Source organism: Pedobacter sp. T50_32 (assembly GCF_057652195.1).
Map to the genome: position 1 here is coordinate 1 of NZ_JBYFBY010000006.1, position 18,052 is coordinate 18,052.

Consider the following 18,052-nt stretch of genomic DNA (forward strand, 5'->3'; position numbering starts at 1 on the left):
TGTTGCACAGGTTCGCCAGCAGTTTGGGTGGTCAGTTTGACACGGAATCCCATGGTCAGTTTCTCCGAAATATACAACTGTCACTAGCGATGGCAAAAACAAACTCACCATGCAATACAAGAGCATCAAAATGAATGAAGCGCTGCAAACAGATTGGAAAGAATTGTAGCGAGATCCAAATCAAAATAAGAAAATAGAACAGAACCTAGATGATGAAAAAAGTCTTATTTACAATGATATTTGCGCTGATGGCATTTGCGAATTATGCCCAAGACAAAGATTGTACACAACACTACATCAAAACACCCAGCGGTTTTTTAATGGTTTTACGGGAGGGTGATGATGTTTTCCAACACCTACAAGAACTTGCTGCGAAAGAACAAATTCCATCTGCAACTATTTATGGTATTGGCTTTGGCGGCAAGGCAACCTTTGGCTTTTACGATTTCGCAAAAAAGAAATTCAACCCAAAAACCTTTAAAAAGGTAGAGATGGGTAGCTTAAATGGCTCTATCGCTTGGAGCGAAGGCAAAGCCTCTCTGCACATCCATGGTGTAGCAACAGATGAAGATTTTAAAGCCTACGGCGGACACCTACTTGAATTAACGGTTGGTACGGGATCAATGGAAATCACCGTTCTAGTTCACGATAAAAAGCTAGAAAGAAAAGTTGAGCAACCTTTAAACGCTAATGTTTTACAATTGCCTTGTGGTTCGAAACAATGAGTAAACAGACGTAGTTATCATCAATTTCTCAAGAAAAATTAGATAGAAAAGTGGCGAGTTATTAATCACTAATTATTTTGGGCATAAGGTTGTAGTTTATGTCTTGTCAGAGACCTATCCAAAGCTTGAAAATTGCGAAATCGTTTTTTAACTGAAACGACACTAGAAACTCCGTAGCCAACCGCCAAACCGACGGGCACACCTACAATAAGAAAAGGTACTGCCAATGGACCAACCGCTAAAGAAAGTAGACCGACAGTTCCTGCACCGGTTAGCAGCGAAGGTATCAAAATACCTTTTTCATATACTTTCAATTTCTTTACTATGGCAAAAGTAACGAATGAAGTATCTGTCTTATTAGATATCACTACAAAACTACTATCGTTAATTTCGTAAAAAACACCTTTTAAAGCTTGATTTTTAGTGGTTTCAAGTTTAATATAGTACAGCTTTTTTTGTTGTGCAACACTACTACTAGCAAACAGTACCGTAATTAATGAGATTAAAATCGTTTTCATTCGTCATTGTAATCTTTATAAATTTAAGAAATTCATTTAAAACTACTAACTTGCATCAGCAAAATGAACGAGATTTTCCCATATCAAAACCATTGTGTGGCAGAAGTATTTTCTGCTTACCGATATGCGATGCTGTCTAAGCTGATTTTTGCGCAATATTCTTTATAGATAACCATTTATCTCAAGCGTTTTACAACGTTACCAAAACGCTCTCAAACGCTTTCCGTTATTATTCGTTATATTTAATTCTAACCAAATTAACCGTATCATATGCCAATTTATCACACTTTAGGAAGTATACCTCCTAAACGACATACAGTTTTCCGTAAGCCAAATGGCGATTTATACGCTGAAGAATTGGTTTCGACCGAAGGTTTTTCGAGCTTGTACTCGTTGGTCTATCATTGCCATCCGCCAACTATTGTAAAAGCCATTGGCGAGCCTTATAATGTAGAACCAAAAATTGCTAGAGAAAAGCATTTGCGCCATACAAGCCTGCTAGGTTTTAACGTAAAACCAGAAGATGACTATTTGGAAAGTCGTAAACCTGTATTGGTAAACAGCGATTTGCATATTTCTTTAGCTGCTCCTCGAAAATCGATGAGTGATTACTTTTATAAGAACAGTCAGGCTGATGAAGTAATTTTTATTCACGAAGGAACAGGAAAATTGAAAACTGGTTTTGGCGAAATTGCTTTTGAGTATGGCGATTACCTCGTTGTGCCTCGTGGTACGATTTACCAGCTGGAATTTAACGATGAGAAAAATCGTTTGTTCATTGTAGAAAGTTTCAGTCCAATTCGTACACCGAAAAGATATAGAAATGCTTTTGGTCAGTTAGAAGAACATTCGCCATTTTGTGAACGAGATATCAAACGTCCAGAAAATCTACAAACTTTTGATGAAGCTGGAGATTTCAAAGTGCTGATTAAAAAGCAAGGAATTATGTATCCGTACACTTACGGTACGCATCCCTTCGATTTTGTAGGATGGGATGGCTTTCATTATCCATGGGGTTTTTCAATTCACAACTTCGAACCAATTACAGGTCGTTTGCACCAACCGCCTCCAGTACATCAAACTTTCGAAGGGCACAACTTCGTGATTTGTTCTTTCGTACCTCGTAAATATGATTATCATCCATTAGCAATTCCTGCGCCTTACAACCACAGTAACGTAGATAGCGATGAGGTTTTGTACTACGTAGACGGCGATTTTATGAGCAGAAAAAGTGTGGTGAAAGGTCAGATTACCTTGCATCCGGGCGGTATCCCTCATGGACCACACCCAGGCACAGTTGAGAAATCAATTGGCAAAGAAAGCACCGAAGAACTTGCCGTAATGATTGATCCTTTTAGACCATTGATGCTAACTGAAGATGCTATCGCGATCGAAGATGAGAGTTATCATAAAAGTTGGCAGGTTAACGTGGAATAAAGGTAAGCGTTGAGCGTTGCAAACGCAATGCGCAAAACATAAACAGTACAACTATTAATATACAAACAAAATGTCGACACAAACATTTGCAGAAAAAATAGCTAAGGCACAAGATTTCCTTCCAATTAACGGAACGGATTATATAGAATTTTATGTGGGTAACGCCAAACAAGCGGCACATTACTACAAGACCGCTTTCGGGTTTCAATCCTTAGCTTACGCCGGACCAGAAACCGGAGTTAGAGATAGAGCTTCTTACGTTTTACAACAAGGAAAAATCCGTTTGATTTTAACTACGGCTTTAAAATCGGACAACCCTATTGCCGAACATGTGAAAAAGCACGGCGATGGTGTAAAAGTATTGGCACTTTGGGTTGATGATGCCTACAGCGCTTTTGAAGAAACCACGAAACGTGGGGCAAAACCCTATTTAGAGCCGCAAACTTTAACAGATGAAAACGGCGAAGTAAAAATGTCGGGCATTTACACTTACGGTGAAACCATTCACATGTTTATTGAGCGCAAGAATTATAATGGTGTGTTTATGCCAGGCTATAAAAAATGGGAAAGTGAGTATAACCCAAGCGACGCAGGTTTACTTTATATAGATCATTGCGTGGGCAACGTGGGTTGGAACCGCATGAACGAAACCGTAAAATGGTATGAAGATGTAATGGGCTTTGTGAACATCCTTTCATTTGATGACAAGCAAATCAACACCGAATATTCTGCGTTAATGAGCAAGGTAATGAGTAACGGAAATGGTTATTCTAAATTCCCTATTAACGAGCCTGCTGAAGGTATCAAAAAATCACAGATTGAAGAATACTTGGAGTTTTACGAAGGCGAAGGCGTACAGCACATTGCCGTAGCAACTAGCGATATCGTTAAAACTGTAAAACAATTAAAAGAAAGAGGTGTAGAATTTTTGAGTGCTCCACCACAAGCTTATTACGAAATGATGCCTACTCGTGTAGGCGAAATTGACGAAGAAATTGAGCTATTAAAAGGCCTTGGTATTTTGGTAGATTGTGATGAGGAAGGTTATTTATTGCAGATTTTCACAAAACCTGTTGAAGATAGACCTACTTTGTTTTTCGAAATTATTCAACGCAAAGGGGCACAAAGTTTTGGTGCGGGTAATTTTAAAGCATTGTTCGAAAGCTTAGAACGTGAACAAGCGTTAAGAGGGAATTTGTAGTAGCACCCACTGTAATCTATATTGTTGCTGTCATTCTGAGCACAGCGAAGAATCTATTAAGTCGCTAACAGATTCCTCGTTCCTCGGAATGACAGCTTTTTACGTTTAACAATGCCCCAGCAAATAATACAATGCCACAAACACCACTATGGTTGATAAACAACCTCCACCTAATTTCCAAGCTCCCCAGCCTGCTATTAATGTTCTAAAGAAATTATTCATATTTTTTGATTTATAACTAGCATAACCGAAACCCGCCAATAAAGTTTTGAGCATTTTACAAACCGCTAAACTATAGCGAATTATCGATAAAAAAAGGAATAACAAACATCTGTTAACATATTTTGTTACTTTTGAAATTCGCTAATGGGAAAACTTGCCGCCATCAAAAAATCGAAGCTCTTTCATTTTTGTTATCACTTACAAAAAGCATTTGTCCTATATCAAAAAAACGATCCATTGCGATTGGCTGGTGCAACTGCATTTTTTGCTAATTTCGCGATCCCTCCAATACTACTTATCTTAATTAGATTATTTGGTTTTTTTGTAGATAGAAAGATTTTGGCAACCCGCATCTTCGACCGTATTTCCGAAATTTTAATTCCCAGCAGTACCGATCAAATTAAAGACACCCTAAGAAATATTCGTGGGATAGACCACAATTGGTGGGCAACCATATTGACTTTTGTGTTCTTTATTTTTGTAGCCACTACCCTATTTAATGTCATCAAAAACTCGGTAGAGCAGATCTGGAATATTGGTCAGAATGAAAAAAACGGCGTGCTTTTTACCTTGAAAATTAGAGCTAGATCTATGATTATTATCCTGTTAGCAGGGATCCTATTTTTTGTAGGTTTAGTTACAGATAGTATTCAGGCTCTTGTAGGCACCTACTTAAATGATACTGCACCTAATGTAGCAAAATGGTTGGTTTGGATCCTAAATCAAACCGTTTTCACCTTAATTGTGATGGTTTGGTTTACGATATTATTTAGATTTTTAAGCAACGCCAGACCAAATTGGAAAATTGCCTTGCAAGGAGGTTTGTTAACAGCTGTCCTGTTTAATGTGGGCAAGTATATACTTCGCATCATGTTACCTCTAAGCAACATCGAAAACATCTACGGAGCATCAGGCTCCATCATTCTAATCATGCTTTTTGTATTTTACTCATCGCTAATTTTCTATTTTGGCGCATGTTTTATCAAAGTAATTAGCGAAAGAAAACACGAAGACATACGCCCAATTAAGGGCGCACATGCTTACGAGTTAAAAGAAATTATCTAAGTTGTTTAGAACAACTTGAGGCCCAAGCCTAGCGTAAATATATTTAGTTTGGTATCTGGATAACCAGCATCATTAAGTTTAGACATACCCATTTCGTATCTTAAATCTACGCTAAGTTTACCAACGTCTAAACCAGTACCAAATTGCCACGCAAAGGCTTGATCTTTAAAACTGCCATTAAAAACATTCGAAGCTGCATCGCCGAAGCTCTGTTTCTCACTTAGAATAAAAGATACCACAGGACCGGTATTTAACCTAACACCAACACCTGCAGCGCCAATCTTAGTACCAATAAGTACAGGCACATCCAAGCTTGTGAATTTCACTTCATTTTCTATGCCGTTGTTATTTAAGGTTGTATTCTTGCCCGACAGGTACAATTCTGGCTGCAAATGAATGCCTGCCGCACCAATTCTTGTCCAAACACCAGCATAATAGCCCGCTTTATTGTCGCTACCAAAGGTATTTTCTGTACTAAATTTAGAAAGGTTAAATCCACCTTTTAACCCGAATTGGAAAGATGGTAGCACTTGTGCAAATGCAAAAAATGTAGAGCAGATCAATAGTGCTGTTAATGTAAGTCTTTTCATAATTTTATTTAAACATTAATTTTTGGATGTTATTTGTATTGCCATCACTTTAGATTACTCCTTTTAGGAATACACGTAGACAAAGCAATTTCACACGTCCATAGCCAGACGTTTATTTATTGGTTAATTCGAAGGTACAAAATTAAGCTTTCGCATCAATTTTTTCGAAGCCTTGCATTTCAAAAACTGCTAACTTATCTAGCCAGTTAAAATGTACAGTACCAAAGAAATTGAAAATCCCTTCGTCGTTTTTACCCTCAATACACACCGTTTCTTTCAAAACCGAGTTTTTAGGGTTTTTAGTGCCAGAAAAAAGCATCTCCTCATTTTCTATGATCACGTTTTTTGCTTCGATTGCAAAATCATTTAAGAGAGCCAAAAATGCTTTACCATTTAGTAACAGTTCCTTAATATTCATAACCCAAAAATTTAAGTGAAGATTAGTTTAAAGCTAAACAAAAAATTAGCTCAAATAGTTCTAAAAAATATATGTTGGAATAAAAAAAATTGATATCAATTTGAAAAGCAGCTAAATACTACTATTTAAATGCAGCCCCGTTATTCGCTATTACCGATTAAATCGGTATCCGCTGCTACCGGGTTTAGTTTGCAGGTGCTGCACAGGTTTAGGTTTTATAAACCCGATAGTAGCGATATCCTTTTTGTCGTGTCAAGCTGAGCGTTATTATCCTTCGATAAGCTCAGCACGAAAAGAATGAACGGCAGTAACTGAAAACAAAAAGATTTAGCGGATAGCGGGACTGATTTTGCCAACATGTACTTCCATAAGTTTTCAAGTATTCTTTTTTGACAATTGAAATGCAAAAAATATTTGTTTAGCTAATACAAATCTATACCTTAGTTTCGTGAAATGCAGCAAGTATTACACCCTTTAATTACGTTAAACGAAGTGTAAAAGCTTCTTTATTAAACCAATATAGTCGATATGAAAATTACAGTAGTAGGTGCTGGTGCCGTTGGTGCCACTTGTGCAGATAACATTGCACGCAAAGAATTAGCAGAAGAACTAGTATTATTAGATATTAAAGAAGGTTTCGCCGAGGGTAAAGCCATTGACATGATGCAAACAGCAACATTGTTGGGCTTCGACACGAAAATTAAAGGTGTTACGAACGACTATAGCCAGACTGCTGGTTCGGCTGTAGCGGTAATTACATCGGGCTTGCCACGTAAACCGGGGATGACCCGCGAAGAACTGATTGGCATTAACGCGGGTATTGTTAAGGGCGTGGCAGAAAGCATTCTAAAATACTCTCCTGATGCAATTATCATCGTTATTAGTAACCCAATGGATACTATGACTTATTTAGCATTGAAATCTTTGGGATTACCTAAAAACCGTATTATTGGTATGGGCGGAACTTTAGACAGCGCCCGTTTTAAATATTATTTGAGCCAGGCCCTACATTGCAGCCCTAACGATTTGCAAGGTTTTGTAATTGGCGGTCACGGTGATACCACCATGATTCCTTTAACAAGATTTGCGACTTACCAAAGTTTGCCTGTTAGCGACTTGCTTGACGAAGCTACTTTAGAAAAAGTGGCTGCCGACACGATGGTTGGTGGCGCAACTTTAACTGGTTTGTTGGGTACATCTGCTTGGTATGCACCTGGTGCTGCCGGCGCTGCTTTAGTTGAGGCAATTGTACGTGACGAGAAAAAATTATTCACTTGCTGTGTAGCGCTTGAAGGCGAATACGGTCAGCAAGATATTTGCTTAGGCGTACCTGTAATTGTAGGTAAAAACGGCTGGGAGAAAATATTAGATTATAAATTAAACGAAAAGGAACAGGCTGCTTTCAACAAAAGTGCAGATGCGGTTCGTAACATGAACAGCGTTTTGGCTGAAATGAAATTAGTTTAAAAAAATGGTTAACTGTTTTAATCGTTTCAATTGGTTAATTGTATAGCTACAGTTAACCTATTAAACAATTAACCGATTAAACAATGTGATGAGGACGATAACTGTTCCCTTAATTTTAGTGAATTTACAAAACAACGGTTTCCACATTTTGGTGGAAATTGTTGTTTTTGGGCAAAAGCTTTTTGCAGTGGTAGATACCGGTGCTTCTCGTTCGGTTTTTGATAAAGCTTTATTGGAAGCGAATGTAGAGAGTTTGCAAGAAAATGATGAACAGCAAGCTGCCACTATTTTTAGCAGTGCCACTACCCTAGTTGGCACTATTCCGTTATTGCAGATTGGTCAGTTAAAACTACCGAATTACGAAACGGTTGGTTTAGATTTGCAAAGTGTTTCTGATACCTATATACAAATGGGGCAACCTTCTATCGCTGGCATTATTGGTGGCGACATTTTGGTAGAATTCAGCTGTAAGATTGACTACAACAAGAAAATAATGAGGTTTTATAAAAGTTAATAGCTACTTTAATGTAAAAACCTTAATCTATCTTAACTTCTTAATGGTTTCATACAAATTTTGTTCAATGAGAAAACTTACCTTATTTATCCTTCTTTGTTTCAGTTCATTCTTAGTCTTTTCCCAAGAAATCAAAATTATAGATAAACCAATCACTTTCGATTCTACAAGAGTTCGATTATCTCTCGAATACTTAAAAGAAAGGCACGGCATTACCCAAAATACACCAACTATACAACCTAAAGTAGTAGTACTGCATTGGACAGCGGCAAAAACTTTCTCTTCTACCTTTAACGCATTCTATCCATCGAAGCTACCTAACGGGGATAGAAAAGATATTGCGAAAGTAAGTAGCTTAAATACTTCTTCGCAGTTTTTGATTGATAGAGACGGAACGATTTACCGCTTGATGCCCGAAAATTATTTTGCCCGCCATGTCATTGGATTGAACTACTGTGCCATTGGTGTAGAAAATGTGGGCAGTGCCGATTTCCCTTTAACGGATGCTCAACTTAGAGCGAACGAAGACTTGGTGAGATACCTACAAAAAAAATACAAAATTGAATATCTGATTGGCCATTACGAGTACAGTAAGTTTAAAGGTACGGCGCTTTGGAAAGAAACCAATCCAAATTATCTTACTGGAAAAAGCGATCCTGGTGTTGATTTTATGCAGAAAATCAGGAAAAATTTAAAAGACTTAGCTTTAAAAGGAGTACCAAGCAATTAAATATACTTGTTTGTTCGGTATAAATTTCTTTAACTTTATTTCAATCAAACAAAAATAAACTAATGAAATTTCTAAAAATCTTTTTGATAGTAATTGCTGTGCTTATTGCTATCATTTTAATTGGAGGCATGTTTCTTCCAAAAAACTTTTCGGTAAGCAGATCGAGTAGTATTGCTGCAAGCGACACTGTAGTTTACAAAAACATTGCCGACTTTAACAACTTTTTAAAATGGAATGCTTGGTCTAAGATGGATCCAAAAGCCAAAGTAGATGTTACTGGAACACCAGAACAAGTTGGTCACAAATACCATTGGACTGGAGAAGAATCTGGGGAAGGTGAAATGACACTTAGCGAAACCACTCCATATAATGTGGTAAAAATGGACATGAAGTTTATTAAACCGTGGGAAAGCCACTCAAAGGTTGGCTTCAACTTAGCTAAAGAAGGTGCCAATACGAATGTTACTTGGACGATGGAAGGTGACCACAATATCATTAGCAAATGGATGTGTGTATTTATGGATATGGACGCTATGATTGGAAAAGACTTTGAACAAGGGCTACAATCATTGAAAGAATTGTCGGAGAAAAAATAAAATCAACCCCTTAATTGAGATAGCCCTGTAAATAAAAGAACAGGGCTATTTTTGTTTATAGTAGAAAAAACATTTCGCTTTTGTCTGTTGTTGGTTAAAAAACAGTAAAATTCATATCTATTTTATCATATTATTTTTTAATCTGCTTTTTTTTAAACTACTTGCCCCCGATGAATTTATTATTAGTTGAAGATGAGCCGAATGTAGTATCGGTGGTAGTGCGTGGTCTTTCTGCCGAGGGCTTTAGCGTAAGTGTAGCTCCAGACGGTACGACAGGAGAAAAAATGGCATTGGCAAATCATTTCGACCTTATTATTTTAGACATTATGCTACCCGGCATCAATGGTTTAGAATTGTGTAAAATCATCAAAAAGGAAAAACCAAATGTGCCTATCATTATGCTAACGGCATTAGGTACCACAGAAAATGTGGTAAATGGTTTAGACAATGGTGCCGACGATTACCTGATTAAGCCTTTTAAGTTTGCTGAGTTGTTTGCCCGCATTAGAATGTTATTGAGAAGATATAGTGGTACTGTAAACCCAGATCAGATCATCAATATTGGCAGTTTACAAATTAACCTCACCGCAAAAAGTGTAAAGCGAGGCGATGAAGAAATTACGCTCACCGCTACAGAGTACCGTTTGTTAGAATTTATGGCGAAAAATAAAGCCAAAATTTTATCGAGAATTGATATCTTAGAAAACGTTTGGGACATAGACTTTAACCTTGGCACCAACGTGGTGGATGTATATGTAAATTATCTCCGCAAAAAAATAGATAAAAATAGCGACCAAAAACTGATACATACCGCCGTTGGGCTGGGTTATGTACTGAAAGAAACCTAATGCAAATTGCCAAAAAAATAACCTTACTGTTTGCCATTCTATCAGCCGTTATCATTTCCTTATTAAGCGGCTTCGTTTGGTACTTTTCTAACGAATTTGCTTTCGAAGATTTTTACAGACGATTAGAAGCGAGGGTAAATATCGCAGCTCAAATCAAATTAGTTAAGGATGAAAATAATGATGCCTACGCTAAAATGCGTGCTCAATATCTAGAACATCTGCCTTCAGAAAAAGAATACGTTATTAAAGCTGATACAAATACACATCCTGATGTCAGCACAGATGACCCACTTCCTAAAAGTTTTTACCAACGTATAAAAGAAGGTAAAATGGCTCGATACCGCAAGGAGAACCATTTTTACGCCGGAAAATACTTTGATATTGGCAGCTCAGGCTACATCGTTATTATTGCTGCCAACGACCCCTACGGCTTTAGGGAACTTAGAGATCTGCAGAAGATATTGATAGCAGGTTTTTTTCTATCGGTCATTCTCTCTTTTGTAGTAGGGTGGAAATTCTCTAATTACACGCTCAATCCGCTGCGAAACATCATCAAAAGCATGAAAAAGATTAAGGCAGAAAACCTGCACTTACGCTTAGATGTGAAAAGTTACGGCGGCGATGAAATGTCTGATTTGGCACAGACTTTTAATAACATGCTGAACAGATTGGAAACTGCTTTTGAAACGCAGAACAATTTCATCAGCAACGCTTCGCACGAGTTACGCACACCTCTCACCATTATTAGCGGCGAAGTAGAGTTAGCAGCAAAAGCAAAAATGGGTTCGAAGGAACACTTAGCCGCACTTGAAAAAATCAAATTAGAAGCCGATAGGTTAGAACATATTTTAACCAGCCTTTTAGGTTTGGCACAATCTGGCTTTAACGGAAAAGTACAACCAAGGGAAGAAGTTAGAATTGATGAATTGCTTTGGGAAATTAAAGAAGCAGTGTATCAAGTACATCCTGAGAGTAAAATAGAGCTAGACCTGAGCAAATTACCTGAAGATGAAGCTGCCGTAACATTAAAAGCTAACAAAAACCTGCTAAAGCTTGCCGTTACCAATATTGTAAGTAACGCCTGCAAATATTCAGATTTTAAACCTGTGATGGTGAAATTAGAAAGCAATGGCAACTTATTATCAATTGCAGTAACAGATCAAGGTATTGGTATTCCGCAAGACGATATACAACATATATTTGAACCATTTTTCAGGGCCTCTAATACGAGTAATTTTAAGGGCTATGGCGTAGGATTACCGTTATCACTGAATATCATCAGGTTACATCGCGGCAGCATCGGTATCAAATCTCAGGAAGGCTTAGGCTCAGAAATCAAGGTCATGCTTCCCATAAATTAAGATATTTGAAATTCTAATCTCATTCTAATCCTTTTCTTAAACGGCTATAATATCGCCTCCTTAGTTTTGTGTTAAATAATTAGTTAAACATTTAAATATCAAGGGTCATGAAAAGAATATTAGTTCCAACCGATTTCAATGTAGAAAGCATTAAAACTATTGACGCCATCGCATTACACCCAGGTCTTGAAGAAGTAACCGTTATCTTTTTACACGCTTTTAAATTATCCGACTCGATTACAGATATGTTGATGCTGAGCAGAAGAAGCAAAGACTACGAAAAAATTAGTGATGAGTTTAACCAGAAAATAGATGCTTACACTTTTAAGTACCAAAAGAAAGTTAAAGGTATAGGCGTTGAATTTTTCTACGGCAGTACTGCAGCTGCTTTCAGAAACTTAATTGATGGGCTAGAGATTGATTTAGTTGTATACCCTAAAAACTACAACTTTACACCTATCAATAAATACAGTATCGATCCTAAATATTTAACTGCTCGTTGCGGTTGCGAAGTATTAGAACTAGATACTGATGTGGTTGCTGCTGCTTACGAGCTTTTTGACACTAAAGTAGAGCCAAAAAGAGCCGCAGAAGCTGTATCAGCTTAATAATTGTTATAAAAATTAAAACCCAATATCATGCTGTTACGTAAAAATATACCGATTACCTACATATTTGGGAAAATTAAACAGGAGTTGTTTTTTGTAGTGCTATACGCAGTTGCGGTAGTTGTCCTGTATCAAAATTTTCATTTTACCAGAATATCCATTCCAATCGCCGTACCAGCTTTACTAGGTACTATTATATCACTTTTGTTAGCATTTAGGTCTAACCAAGCTTACGATAGATGGTGGGAAGCTAGGATATTATGGGGAGCCATTGTAAACGACTCGAGGTCTTTAGCAAGACAGATCATGTCGTTTGTAGACAGTCCGTATGCACTAGAAGAAGTAGAAGCCTTTAAAAATAGGTTTATTAAGAGGCAAATTGCTTGGTGCTATGCATTGAGTCAATCTTTGAGAGGGCACAGTTCTTCTAAAGGTTTAGACAGATATTTAGATCCAGAAGAGTATGCTTATTTAAAAAAGCAGAACAATGTAACAGTGGCGCTTTTAGAGCTACACGCTATGGATTTAAAGAAGGCGCTTAAAGAAGGGTGGATCAACAAGTACCAACAAATTGAGTTGGATAAAACCTTAAATGCACTTTGTAACCACATGGGTGGATGCGAGCGTATCAAGAAAACCATTTTCCCGGTTACATATAGCAAGTACATCCATATGTCTATTGTATTGTTCATTATGATGTTGCCATTTGGCTTAATTGAGTATTTCGGTTTAATGGAAATTCCGGTGGTTGTCTCTATTTCTGTATTTTTCTTACTGGTAGAGAAAATGGCTGTGCATTTGCAAGATCCGTTTGAAAATAAGCCGACTGACACCCCTACAACTACCATCTGCAGAACAATTGAAAAAGACTTGTGCCAGATGTTAGATGACAATAAGTTGTTCGAAGACAAAGCTCACGTAGATATGGCGCCAGTAGGCTCTTACTATATCTTATAAAGTTCAAGATTTTCTTAGTGTTGTTTTTGATTTCAATGAACCCTCTACTGCTAAATGCGGAGAGGGTTATTTTTTGATCAACTTGCATTGCTATACACATAGGCTAAAGTTAAACGTAAATGAATGTAAATCCATTTCTGCAAAAACGATACTGCCCTTTCAGGGTGGCCGTCTACTCACATATAATAACCAAAGCTGTTGGCTTTGGCTATTATATGTGAAGGCCTTCAGCCTTTCATATTATCATTATTAAAAAGTTTACGACAGGTTATTTTAGGTTGATAAAGATTCCCTGAAAGGGAATTATATTTTAACCTAACGCATTGCGTTGGGTTGTTGCATCAACATCAAATAGCCTGAAAGGCTTACATAATGTACCTGTCTATAAGTAATCGAAGTTAGGCTACGAATTTACAGCTTCACAAGTCTGTTAACTGCTTAAAAATCCACCTCAGCAATTCATCAAATACCTAGAAGACTTACGAAGTTTTACAGACTTCGTAAGTCTGTGAGGCACTTATAAAATTCATCCCATCCTTCTCAAAACAAAAACCCCTTCTCTGCCGAAACAGGAAGGGGTTTAATTTTATACTTGGTTTTAAAGAGAGAAAAACTAAGCGTCTATCTTTGCGTATTTTGCATTACGCTCAATAAACTCTCTACGTGGTGCCACCTCATCTCCCATTAACATAGAGAAAGTGTGGTCACATTCTGCAGCATTTTCAATAGTTGCTTGCATTAAGGTACGACGAGCTGGATCCAAGGTAGTTTCCCACAATTGCTCTGCGTTCATCTCACCCAAACCTTTATAACGCTGTACGTGTACGCTATCTTCTTTACCAGCACCTTTTAAGCGCTGAATAGCAGCGTCGCGTTGAGTGTCATTCCAGCAATATTCAAACTCCTTACCTTTTTTAACTTGATAAAGTGGTGGGGCAGCAATATAAACATAACCAGCCTCAATCAGAGGTTTCATATAACGGAAGAAGAATGTTAAGATCAACGTTGTAATGTGCGAACCGTCGATATCAGCATCCGTCATGATTACGATTTTATGGTAACGAAGTTTAGTTAAGTTCAAAGCCTTATCATCTTCTTCAGTACCAATACTTACACCTAATGCGGTAAACATATTCTTGATCTCGTCGTTCTCGTAGATTTTATGCTCCATTGCTTTTTCTACGTTCAAGATTTTACCCTTTAACGGAAGAATAGCTTGGTAGTTACGATCACGACCTTGCTTAGCGGTACCACCCGCCGAGTCGCCCTCTACTAGGAACAACTCACATCTTTCTGGATCACTATCAGAGCAATCGGCCAATTTACCTGGTAAACCAGAACCACCCATTACGCTCTTACGTTGCACCATTTCACGAGCTTTACGAGCAGCAGCTCTAGCCGTAGCAGCTAAAATCACTTTGTTAATGATCATTTTAGCTTCTTTTGGATTTTCTTCTAAGTAATTACCTAAAGCTTCACCTACAGCAACATCTACTGCACCCATTACCTCGCTATTACCTAATTTGGTTTTGGTCTGTCCCTCGAATTGAGGCTCTTGAACTTTTACAGAAACTACCGCAGTTAAACCTTCTCTAAAGTCATCACCTGTAATTTCCATTTTAAGATTCTTTAACAAACCAGATTTATCAGCGTAAGCTTTTAAAGTACGTGTTAAACCTCTACGGAAACCTGCGATGTGCGTACCACCTTCGTGCGTATTAATGTTATTTACGTAAGAGTGTACGTTCTCAGAATAGCTATCGTTGTATTGGAAAGCCAGCTCAACCGGAATACCATTTTTAATACCTTCTACATAGATTGGCTCAGGTAAAAACGAAGCTCTAGTATCATCTAAAAAGGCAACAAACTCTTTTAAGCCGCCATCAGAGTGGAAAACTTCCTGAAAGAAAGTACCATCCTCCAAAACCTCACGCTCATCTGTAAGGGTAAGCTTAATGCCCTTGTTCAAGAAAGCCAACTCACGTAAACGAGCTGCTAAAGTATCATATTTATACTCTGTGGTTTGCGTAAAGATGGTTGGATCTGGACTAAAAGTTACAATGGTACCTCTTTTATCAGTTGTACCAACTTCTTTTACATCATACTGTGGAACACCAATTTGATATTCCTGCATCCAAATTTTGCCTTCGCGGTGCACCTCTGCTTTTAAGTGGGTAGATAAGGCGTTAACGCAACTTACACCCACACCGTGCAAACCTCCAGAAACCTTGTAGGTATCTTTATCGAATTTACCACCAGCGTGCAAAACGGTCATTACAATTTCTAATGCCGATTTATTTTCTTTTTTATTGATACCGGTTGGAATACCACGACCGTTATCTTCAACCCTGATAGAGTTGCCTTCTAAAATATTTACATAGATCGTGTCTGCATGACCGGCCAAAGCCTCATCAATAGAGTTATCTACAACTTCATAAACTAAATGGTGCAAACCTTTAACGCCGGTATCACCAATATACATCGAAGGACGCTTACGAACAGCCTCTAAACCTTCTAAAACCTGTATATTATCCGCCGAATAATTAGAGTTTGGATTTTTTTCTTCGCTCATATTTAATGTGAAAAATTAAGAATCAAAAATACGCAATTTTTATGGATTTTAGGGTAGTGTGGATAACTATTTGGACACTTTTTAGCCAACAATTTACAGTTCTGAACTAGTGGTTAAAACCTAGCACCTTAACGAGTTAAGCAGCCAACCCACATCACAACTTCCCAAGCTTTCAACATTTAAACCGAAGAATTGAATTTGATTTCTATATTTGTTAAAATTTACAAGAACAGAACGAACCTTGTTTGGTTAAATATCGGCGCAAGCGTTCCTAAAAATCGGGTTAAAAATCTGACAAATTAATAACAACAAAAAAATAAATGAAACTAAACACAGTAAAATTTAGCGGTTTGGCTACTGCAATCGCTATCGTTTCTATCATGAGCGCTTGCGGAAATAAAGAAACAAAAACAGAAAGCACAGCAGCAAAACCAGCGGTAACCGCAGATGCAGAAAAAGAGAAAATCGTTTTCGTTGATTCGGACTCGCTTTTAAACCAATATGAGTACTTCAAAGTACTGAAAACAAAAATGGAATCTAAAGGAAAAGCTGCCGATGCAGATCTTAAAGCAAAAGGTCAGGCTTTCCAACGCGATATGCAACAATACCAAGCACAAGCTAACGGTATGACAGGCGAGCAAAGAGCGGCTACAGAAGAAAGATTAGCACGTAAGCAACAAGAATTACAAGCTTACCAACAAAATGCTGGTGCAGCTTTCCAAAATGAGCAAGCTAAAGAGCAAGAAGCACTTTACAATAAAGTTGCTGATTACCTAAAAGTGTATGCTAAAGAAAAAGGCTACAAAATGGTTTTAAAATACCAAAAAGGTATGGGCGATATTCTTTTCGCTGACCAAAGCTTAGACGTGACTAGCGAAGTGATTAAAGGCTTAAACGAAGCTTACGCTAAAGAGAAGAAATAAGAGATACAGCCCTTCTATCATTTCTACAGAAGAGTGAAATCTAAAATAGTTTAAAGTCTCGCATATTGCGGGACTTTTTTTGTTTATAAAATTAGCTCACATTACATTTGCCTTGGCAGTTTATCCAATCCTTATGAATATTGATCAAATTAGAAAAGACACACTTGGCTGTAGTGATAAAATTTTTCTTAATAGCGCAGGCTCCTCGTTAACACCAAAATCTGTATTAGATAAAACCATCAATTATTTAAAAGACGAAGAACAATTCGGCGGCTATTTCGTTGCCAACAAATATGCTAGTCTTATCAGCCAATTTTATACGGAAGCTGCAAAATTAATTAATGCTAAAGAGCAAAATATCGCTTTTGCGAACAGTGCTACAGATGCCTATGCAAAGGCTTTATCTAGCATTCCATTTAAAAGCGGAGACAGTATTATCACTACTGATGATGATTACGTATCTAACCAAATCGCCTTAATTTCGTTGAAAAAGAGGTTAAATATCAGCATCCATAGGATCAAAAAATTAGCTAACCAAGAAATTGATCTAGATGATTTAGAGCTGTTGATCAAAAAACATCAGCCTAAATTGGTAGCAGTAACCCACATCCCTACCAACTCTGGTTTAATACAGAATGTGGAAGCCGTAGGAAATATATGCGAAGCACATGATATTTTGTATTTGGTTGATGCCTGCCAGTCTGTAGGACAATTAGTGGTTGACGTGCAACACATTAAATGCGACTTTTTAACCGCCACAGGTAGAAAATTTTTGAGAGGCCCTAGAGGGACTGGCTTTCTTTTCGTATCGGATAAAGTTTTACAGCTACCATTAGCACCGTTAACCTTAGATATGAAAGATGCTACTTGGACTTCGTTTGATGATTTTGAACTCGGCAAAACCGCTAAGAGATTTGAATTTTGGGAACAACCTTGCGCTTCAATTGTTGGATTTACAGAGGCTATCCGTTACGCCAACGAGATTGGTCTATCCAACATCCAGAATTACAACCAAGTGCTTAGCGGAAAACTTAGAGCGTTGTTAGCTGAAAATGCAAGTCTGCGAATACTGGACGAAGGAAGCAGATTGAGCAGCATAGTCACTTTTCATCATCAAAAGATGGACTTAGTTGAGCTAGAGCAACTACTTTCTAATAACAACATCTATTATTCAGTTAGCCATAAAAGTAGTGCACTAATAGATTTTACCCGTAAAAATGTAGATTGGGCTTTACGCTTTTCTCCTCACTATTTCAACACAGCACAGGAAATTGAAAAAGTAGCAGCAATATTGGCATAA

At 37.6% G+C, this 18,052-nt stretch carries 19 protein-coding genes; 14 read left to right on the forward strand and 5 right to left on the reverse strand.

Annotated elements, in window-relative coordinates:
* Positions 1 to 209 precede the first annotated feature (209 nt).
* Complete coding sequence (locus AC23ME_RS16610; RefSeq protein WP_487728886.1) at positions 210 to 725, forward strand: PPC domain-containing DNA-binding protein; 516 nt, start codon at positions 210 to 212, stop codon at positions 723 to 725.
* 68 nt (positions 726 to 793) lie between these two features.
* On the opposite strand, the gene AC23ME_RS16615 is transcribed toward AC23ME_RS16610, so the two are convergent.
* Positions 794 to 1,243 carry a hypothetical protein gene (locus tag AC23ME_RS16615; protein ID WP_487728887.1) on the reverse strand — a complete coding sequence of 150 codons (450 nt, stop codon included), beginning with the start codon at positions 1,241 to 1,243 and terminating at the stop codon, positions 794 to 796.
* A gap of 270 nt (positions 1,244 to 1,513) precedes the next feature.
* Between AC23ME_RS16615 and AC23ME_RS16620 the strand changes: the two genes are divergently transcribed.
* Both AC23ME_RS16620 and hppD read left to right on the forward strand, forming a co-directional pair.
* On the forward strand, positions 1,514 to 2,680 hold the full coding sequence (locus AC23ME_RS16620) for a homogentisate 1,2-dioxygenase (RefSeq protein WP_487728888.1): 1,167 nt from the start codon (positions 1,514 to 1,516) through the stop codon (positions 2,678 to 2,680).
* A 70-nt stretch (positions 2,681 to 2,750) separates the two neighbouring features.
* Positions 2,751 to 3,881, forward strand: coding sequence for a 4-hydroxyphenylpyruvate dioxygenase (gene hppD / locus AC23ME_RS16625; RefSeq protein WP_487728889.1), 1,131 nt, complete (start codon positions 2,751 to 2,753; stop codon positions 3,879 to 3,881).
* A gap of 105 nt (positions 3,882 to 3,986) precedes the next feature.
* Here the strand turns inward: hppD and AC23ME_RS16630 are convergent, their stop codons facing one another.
* The gene (locus AC23ME_RS16630) at positions 3,987 to 4,157 is read right to left on the reverse strand and encodes a hypothetical protein (protein WP_487728890.1); all 171 of its coding nucleotides are present in this window, start codon (positions 4,155 to 4,157) and stop codon (positions 3,987 to 3,989) included.
* A gap of 90 nt (positions 4,158 to 4,247) precedes the next feature.
* Between AC23ME_RS16630 and AC23ME_RS16635 the strand changes: the two genes are divergently transcribed.
* On the forward strand, positions 4,248 to 5,168 hold the full coding sequence (locus AC23ME_RS16635; RefSeq protein WP_487728891.1) for a YihY/virulence factor BrkB family protein: 921 nt from the start codon (positions 4,248 to 4,250) through the stop codon (positions 5,166 to 5,168).
* A gap of 5 nt (positions 5,169 to 5,173) precedes the next feature.
* Here the strand turns inward: AC23ME_RS16635 and AC23ME_RS16640 are convergent, their stop codons facing one another.
* Both AC23ME_RS16640 and AC23ME_RS16645 read right to left on the reverse strand, forming a co-directional pair.
* Positions 5,174 to 5,758 (reverse strand): porin family protein, encoded by a 585-nt coding sequence (locus AC23ME_RS16640; protein ID WP_487728892.1) that lies wholly within the window; start codon positions 5,756 to 5,758, stop codon positions 5,174 to 5,176.
* A 142-nt stretch (positions 5,759 to 5,900) separates the two neighbouring features.
* The gene (locus AC23ME_RS16645) at positions 5,901 to 6,176 is read right to left on the reverse strand and encodes a hypothetical protein (protein WP_487728893.1); all 276 of its coding nucleotides are present in this window, start codon (positions 6,174 to 6,176) and stop codon (positions 5,901 to 5,903) included.
* A gap of 528 nt (positions 6,177 to 6,704) precedes the next feature.
* On the opposite strand from AC23ME_RS16645, the gene mdh reads away from it, so the two are divergent.
* From mdh to AC23ME_RS16685, 8 genes are all read left to right on the forward strand, one after another.
* The gene (gene mdh, locus AC23ME_RS16650; protein WP_487728894.1) at positions 6,705 to 7,643 is read left to right on the forward strand and encodes a malate dehydrogenase; all 939 of its coding nucleotides are present in this window, start codon (positions 6,705 to 6,707) and stop codon (positions 7,641 to 7,643) included.
* Positions 7,644 to 7,731: 88 nt separating this feature from the next.
* A complete protein-coding gene (locus AC23ME_RS16655) occupies positions 7,732 to 8,157 on the forward strand; it encodes an aspartyl protease family protein (RefSeq protein WP_487728895.1) in 426 nt (141 codons plus the stop codon).
* Positions 8,158 to 8,224: 67 nt separating this feature from the next.
* Complete coding sequence (locus AC23ME_RS16660; RefSeq protein ID WP_487728896.1) at positions 8,225 to 8,887, forward strand: peptidoglycan recognition protein family protein; 663 nt, start codon at positions 8,225 to 8,227, stop codon at positions 8,885 to 8,887.
* Positions 8,888 to 8,949: 62 nt separating this feature from the next.
* Positions 8,950 to 9,483 carry an SRPBCC family protein gene (locus AC23ME_RS16665; protein ID WP_487728897.1) on the forward strand — a complete coding sequence of 178 codons (534 nt, stop codon included), beginning with the start codon at positions 8,950 to 8,952 and terminating at the stop codon, positions 9,481 to 9,483.
* Positions 9,484 to 9,653: 170 nt separating this feature from the next.
* Positions 9,654 to 10,331: a response regulator transcription factor gene (locus AC23ME_RS16670; RefSeq protein ID WP_487728898.1), complete on the forward strand. Its 678-nt coding sequence runs from the start codon at positions 9,654 to 9,656 to the stop codon at positions 10,329 to 10,331.
* The gene (locus AC23ME_RS16675) at positions 10,331 to 11,692 is read left to right on the forward strand and encodes a sensor histidine kinase (RefSeq protein WP_487728899.1); all 1,362 of its coding nucleotides are present in this window, start codon (positions 10,331 to 10,333) and stop codon (positions 11,690 to 11,692) included. The genes AC23ME_RS16670 and AC23ME_RS16675 overlap by 1 nt, the downstream gene beginning before the upstream one ends.
* Positions 11,693 to 11,799: 107 nt before the next feature.
* Complete coding sequence (locus AC23ME_RS16680; RefSeq protein ID WP_487728900.1) at positions 11,800 to 12,300, forward strand: hypothetical protein; 501 nt, start codon at positions 11,800 to 11,802, stop codon at positions 12,298 to 12,300.
* Between the two features lie 30 nt (positions 12,301 to 12,330).
* On the forward strand, positions 12,331 to 13,257 hold the full coding sequence (locus tag AC23ME_RS16685) for a bestrophin family protein (protein WP_487728901.1): 927 nt from the start codon (positions 12,331 to 12,333) through the stop codon (positions 13,255 to 13,257).
* 613 nt (positions 13,258 to 13,870) lie between these two features.
* On the opposite strand, the gene gyrB is transcribed toward AC23ME_RS16685, so the two are convergent.
* Positions 13,871 to 15,829 (reverse strand): DNA topoisomerase (ATP-hydrolyzing) subunit B, encoded by a 1,959-nt coding sequence (gyrB, locus tag AC23ME_RS16690; RefSeq protein ID WP_487728902.1) that lies wholly within the window; start codon positions 15,827 to 15,829, stop codon positions 13,871 to 13,873.
* A 320-nt stretch (positions 15,830 to 16,149) separates the two neighbouring features.
* Here gyrB and AC23ME_RS16695 point away from each other — a divergent pair, with 320 nt between their 5' ends.
* Entirely contained in the window at positions 16,150 to 16,752 is a 603-nt protein-coding gene (locus AC23ME_RS16695; RefSeq protein WP_487728903.1) for an OmpH/Skp family outer membrane protein, read from the forward strand.
* A gap of 133 nt (positions 16,753 to 16,885) precedes the next feature.
* The gene (locus AC23ME_RS16700) at positions 16,886 to 18,052 is read left to right on the forward strand and encodes an aminotransferase class V-fold PLP-dependent enzyme (protein WP_487728904.1); all 1,167 of its coding nucleotides are present in this window, start codon (positions 16,886 to 16,888) and stop codon (positions 18,050 to 18,052) included.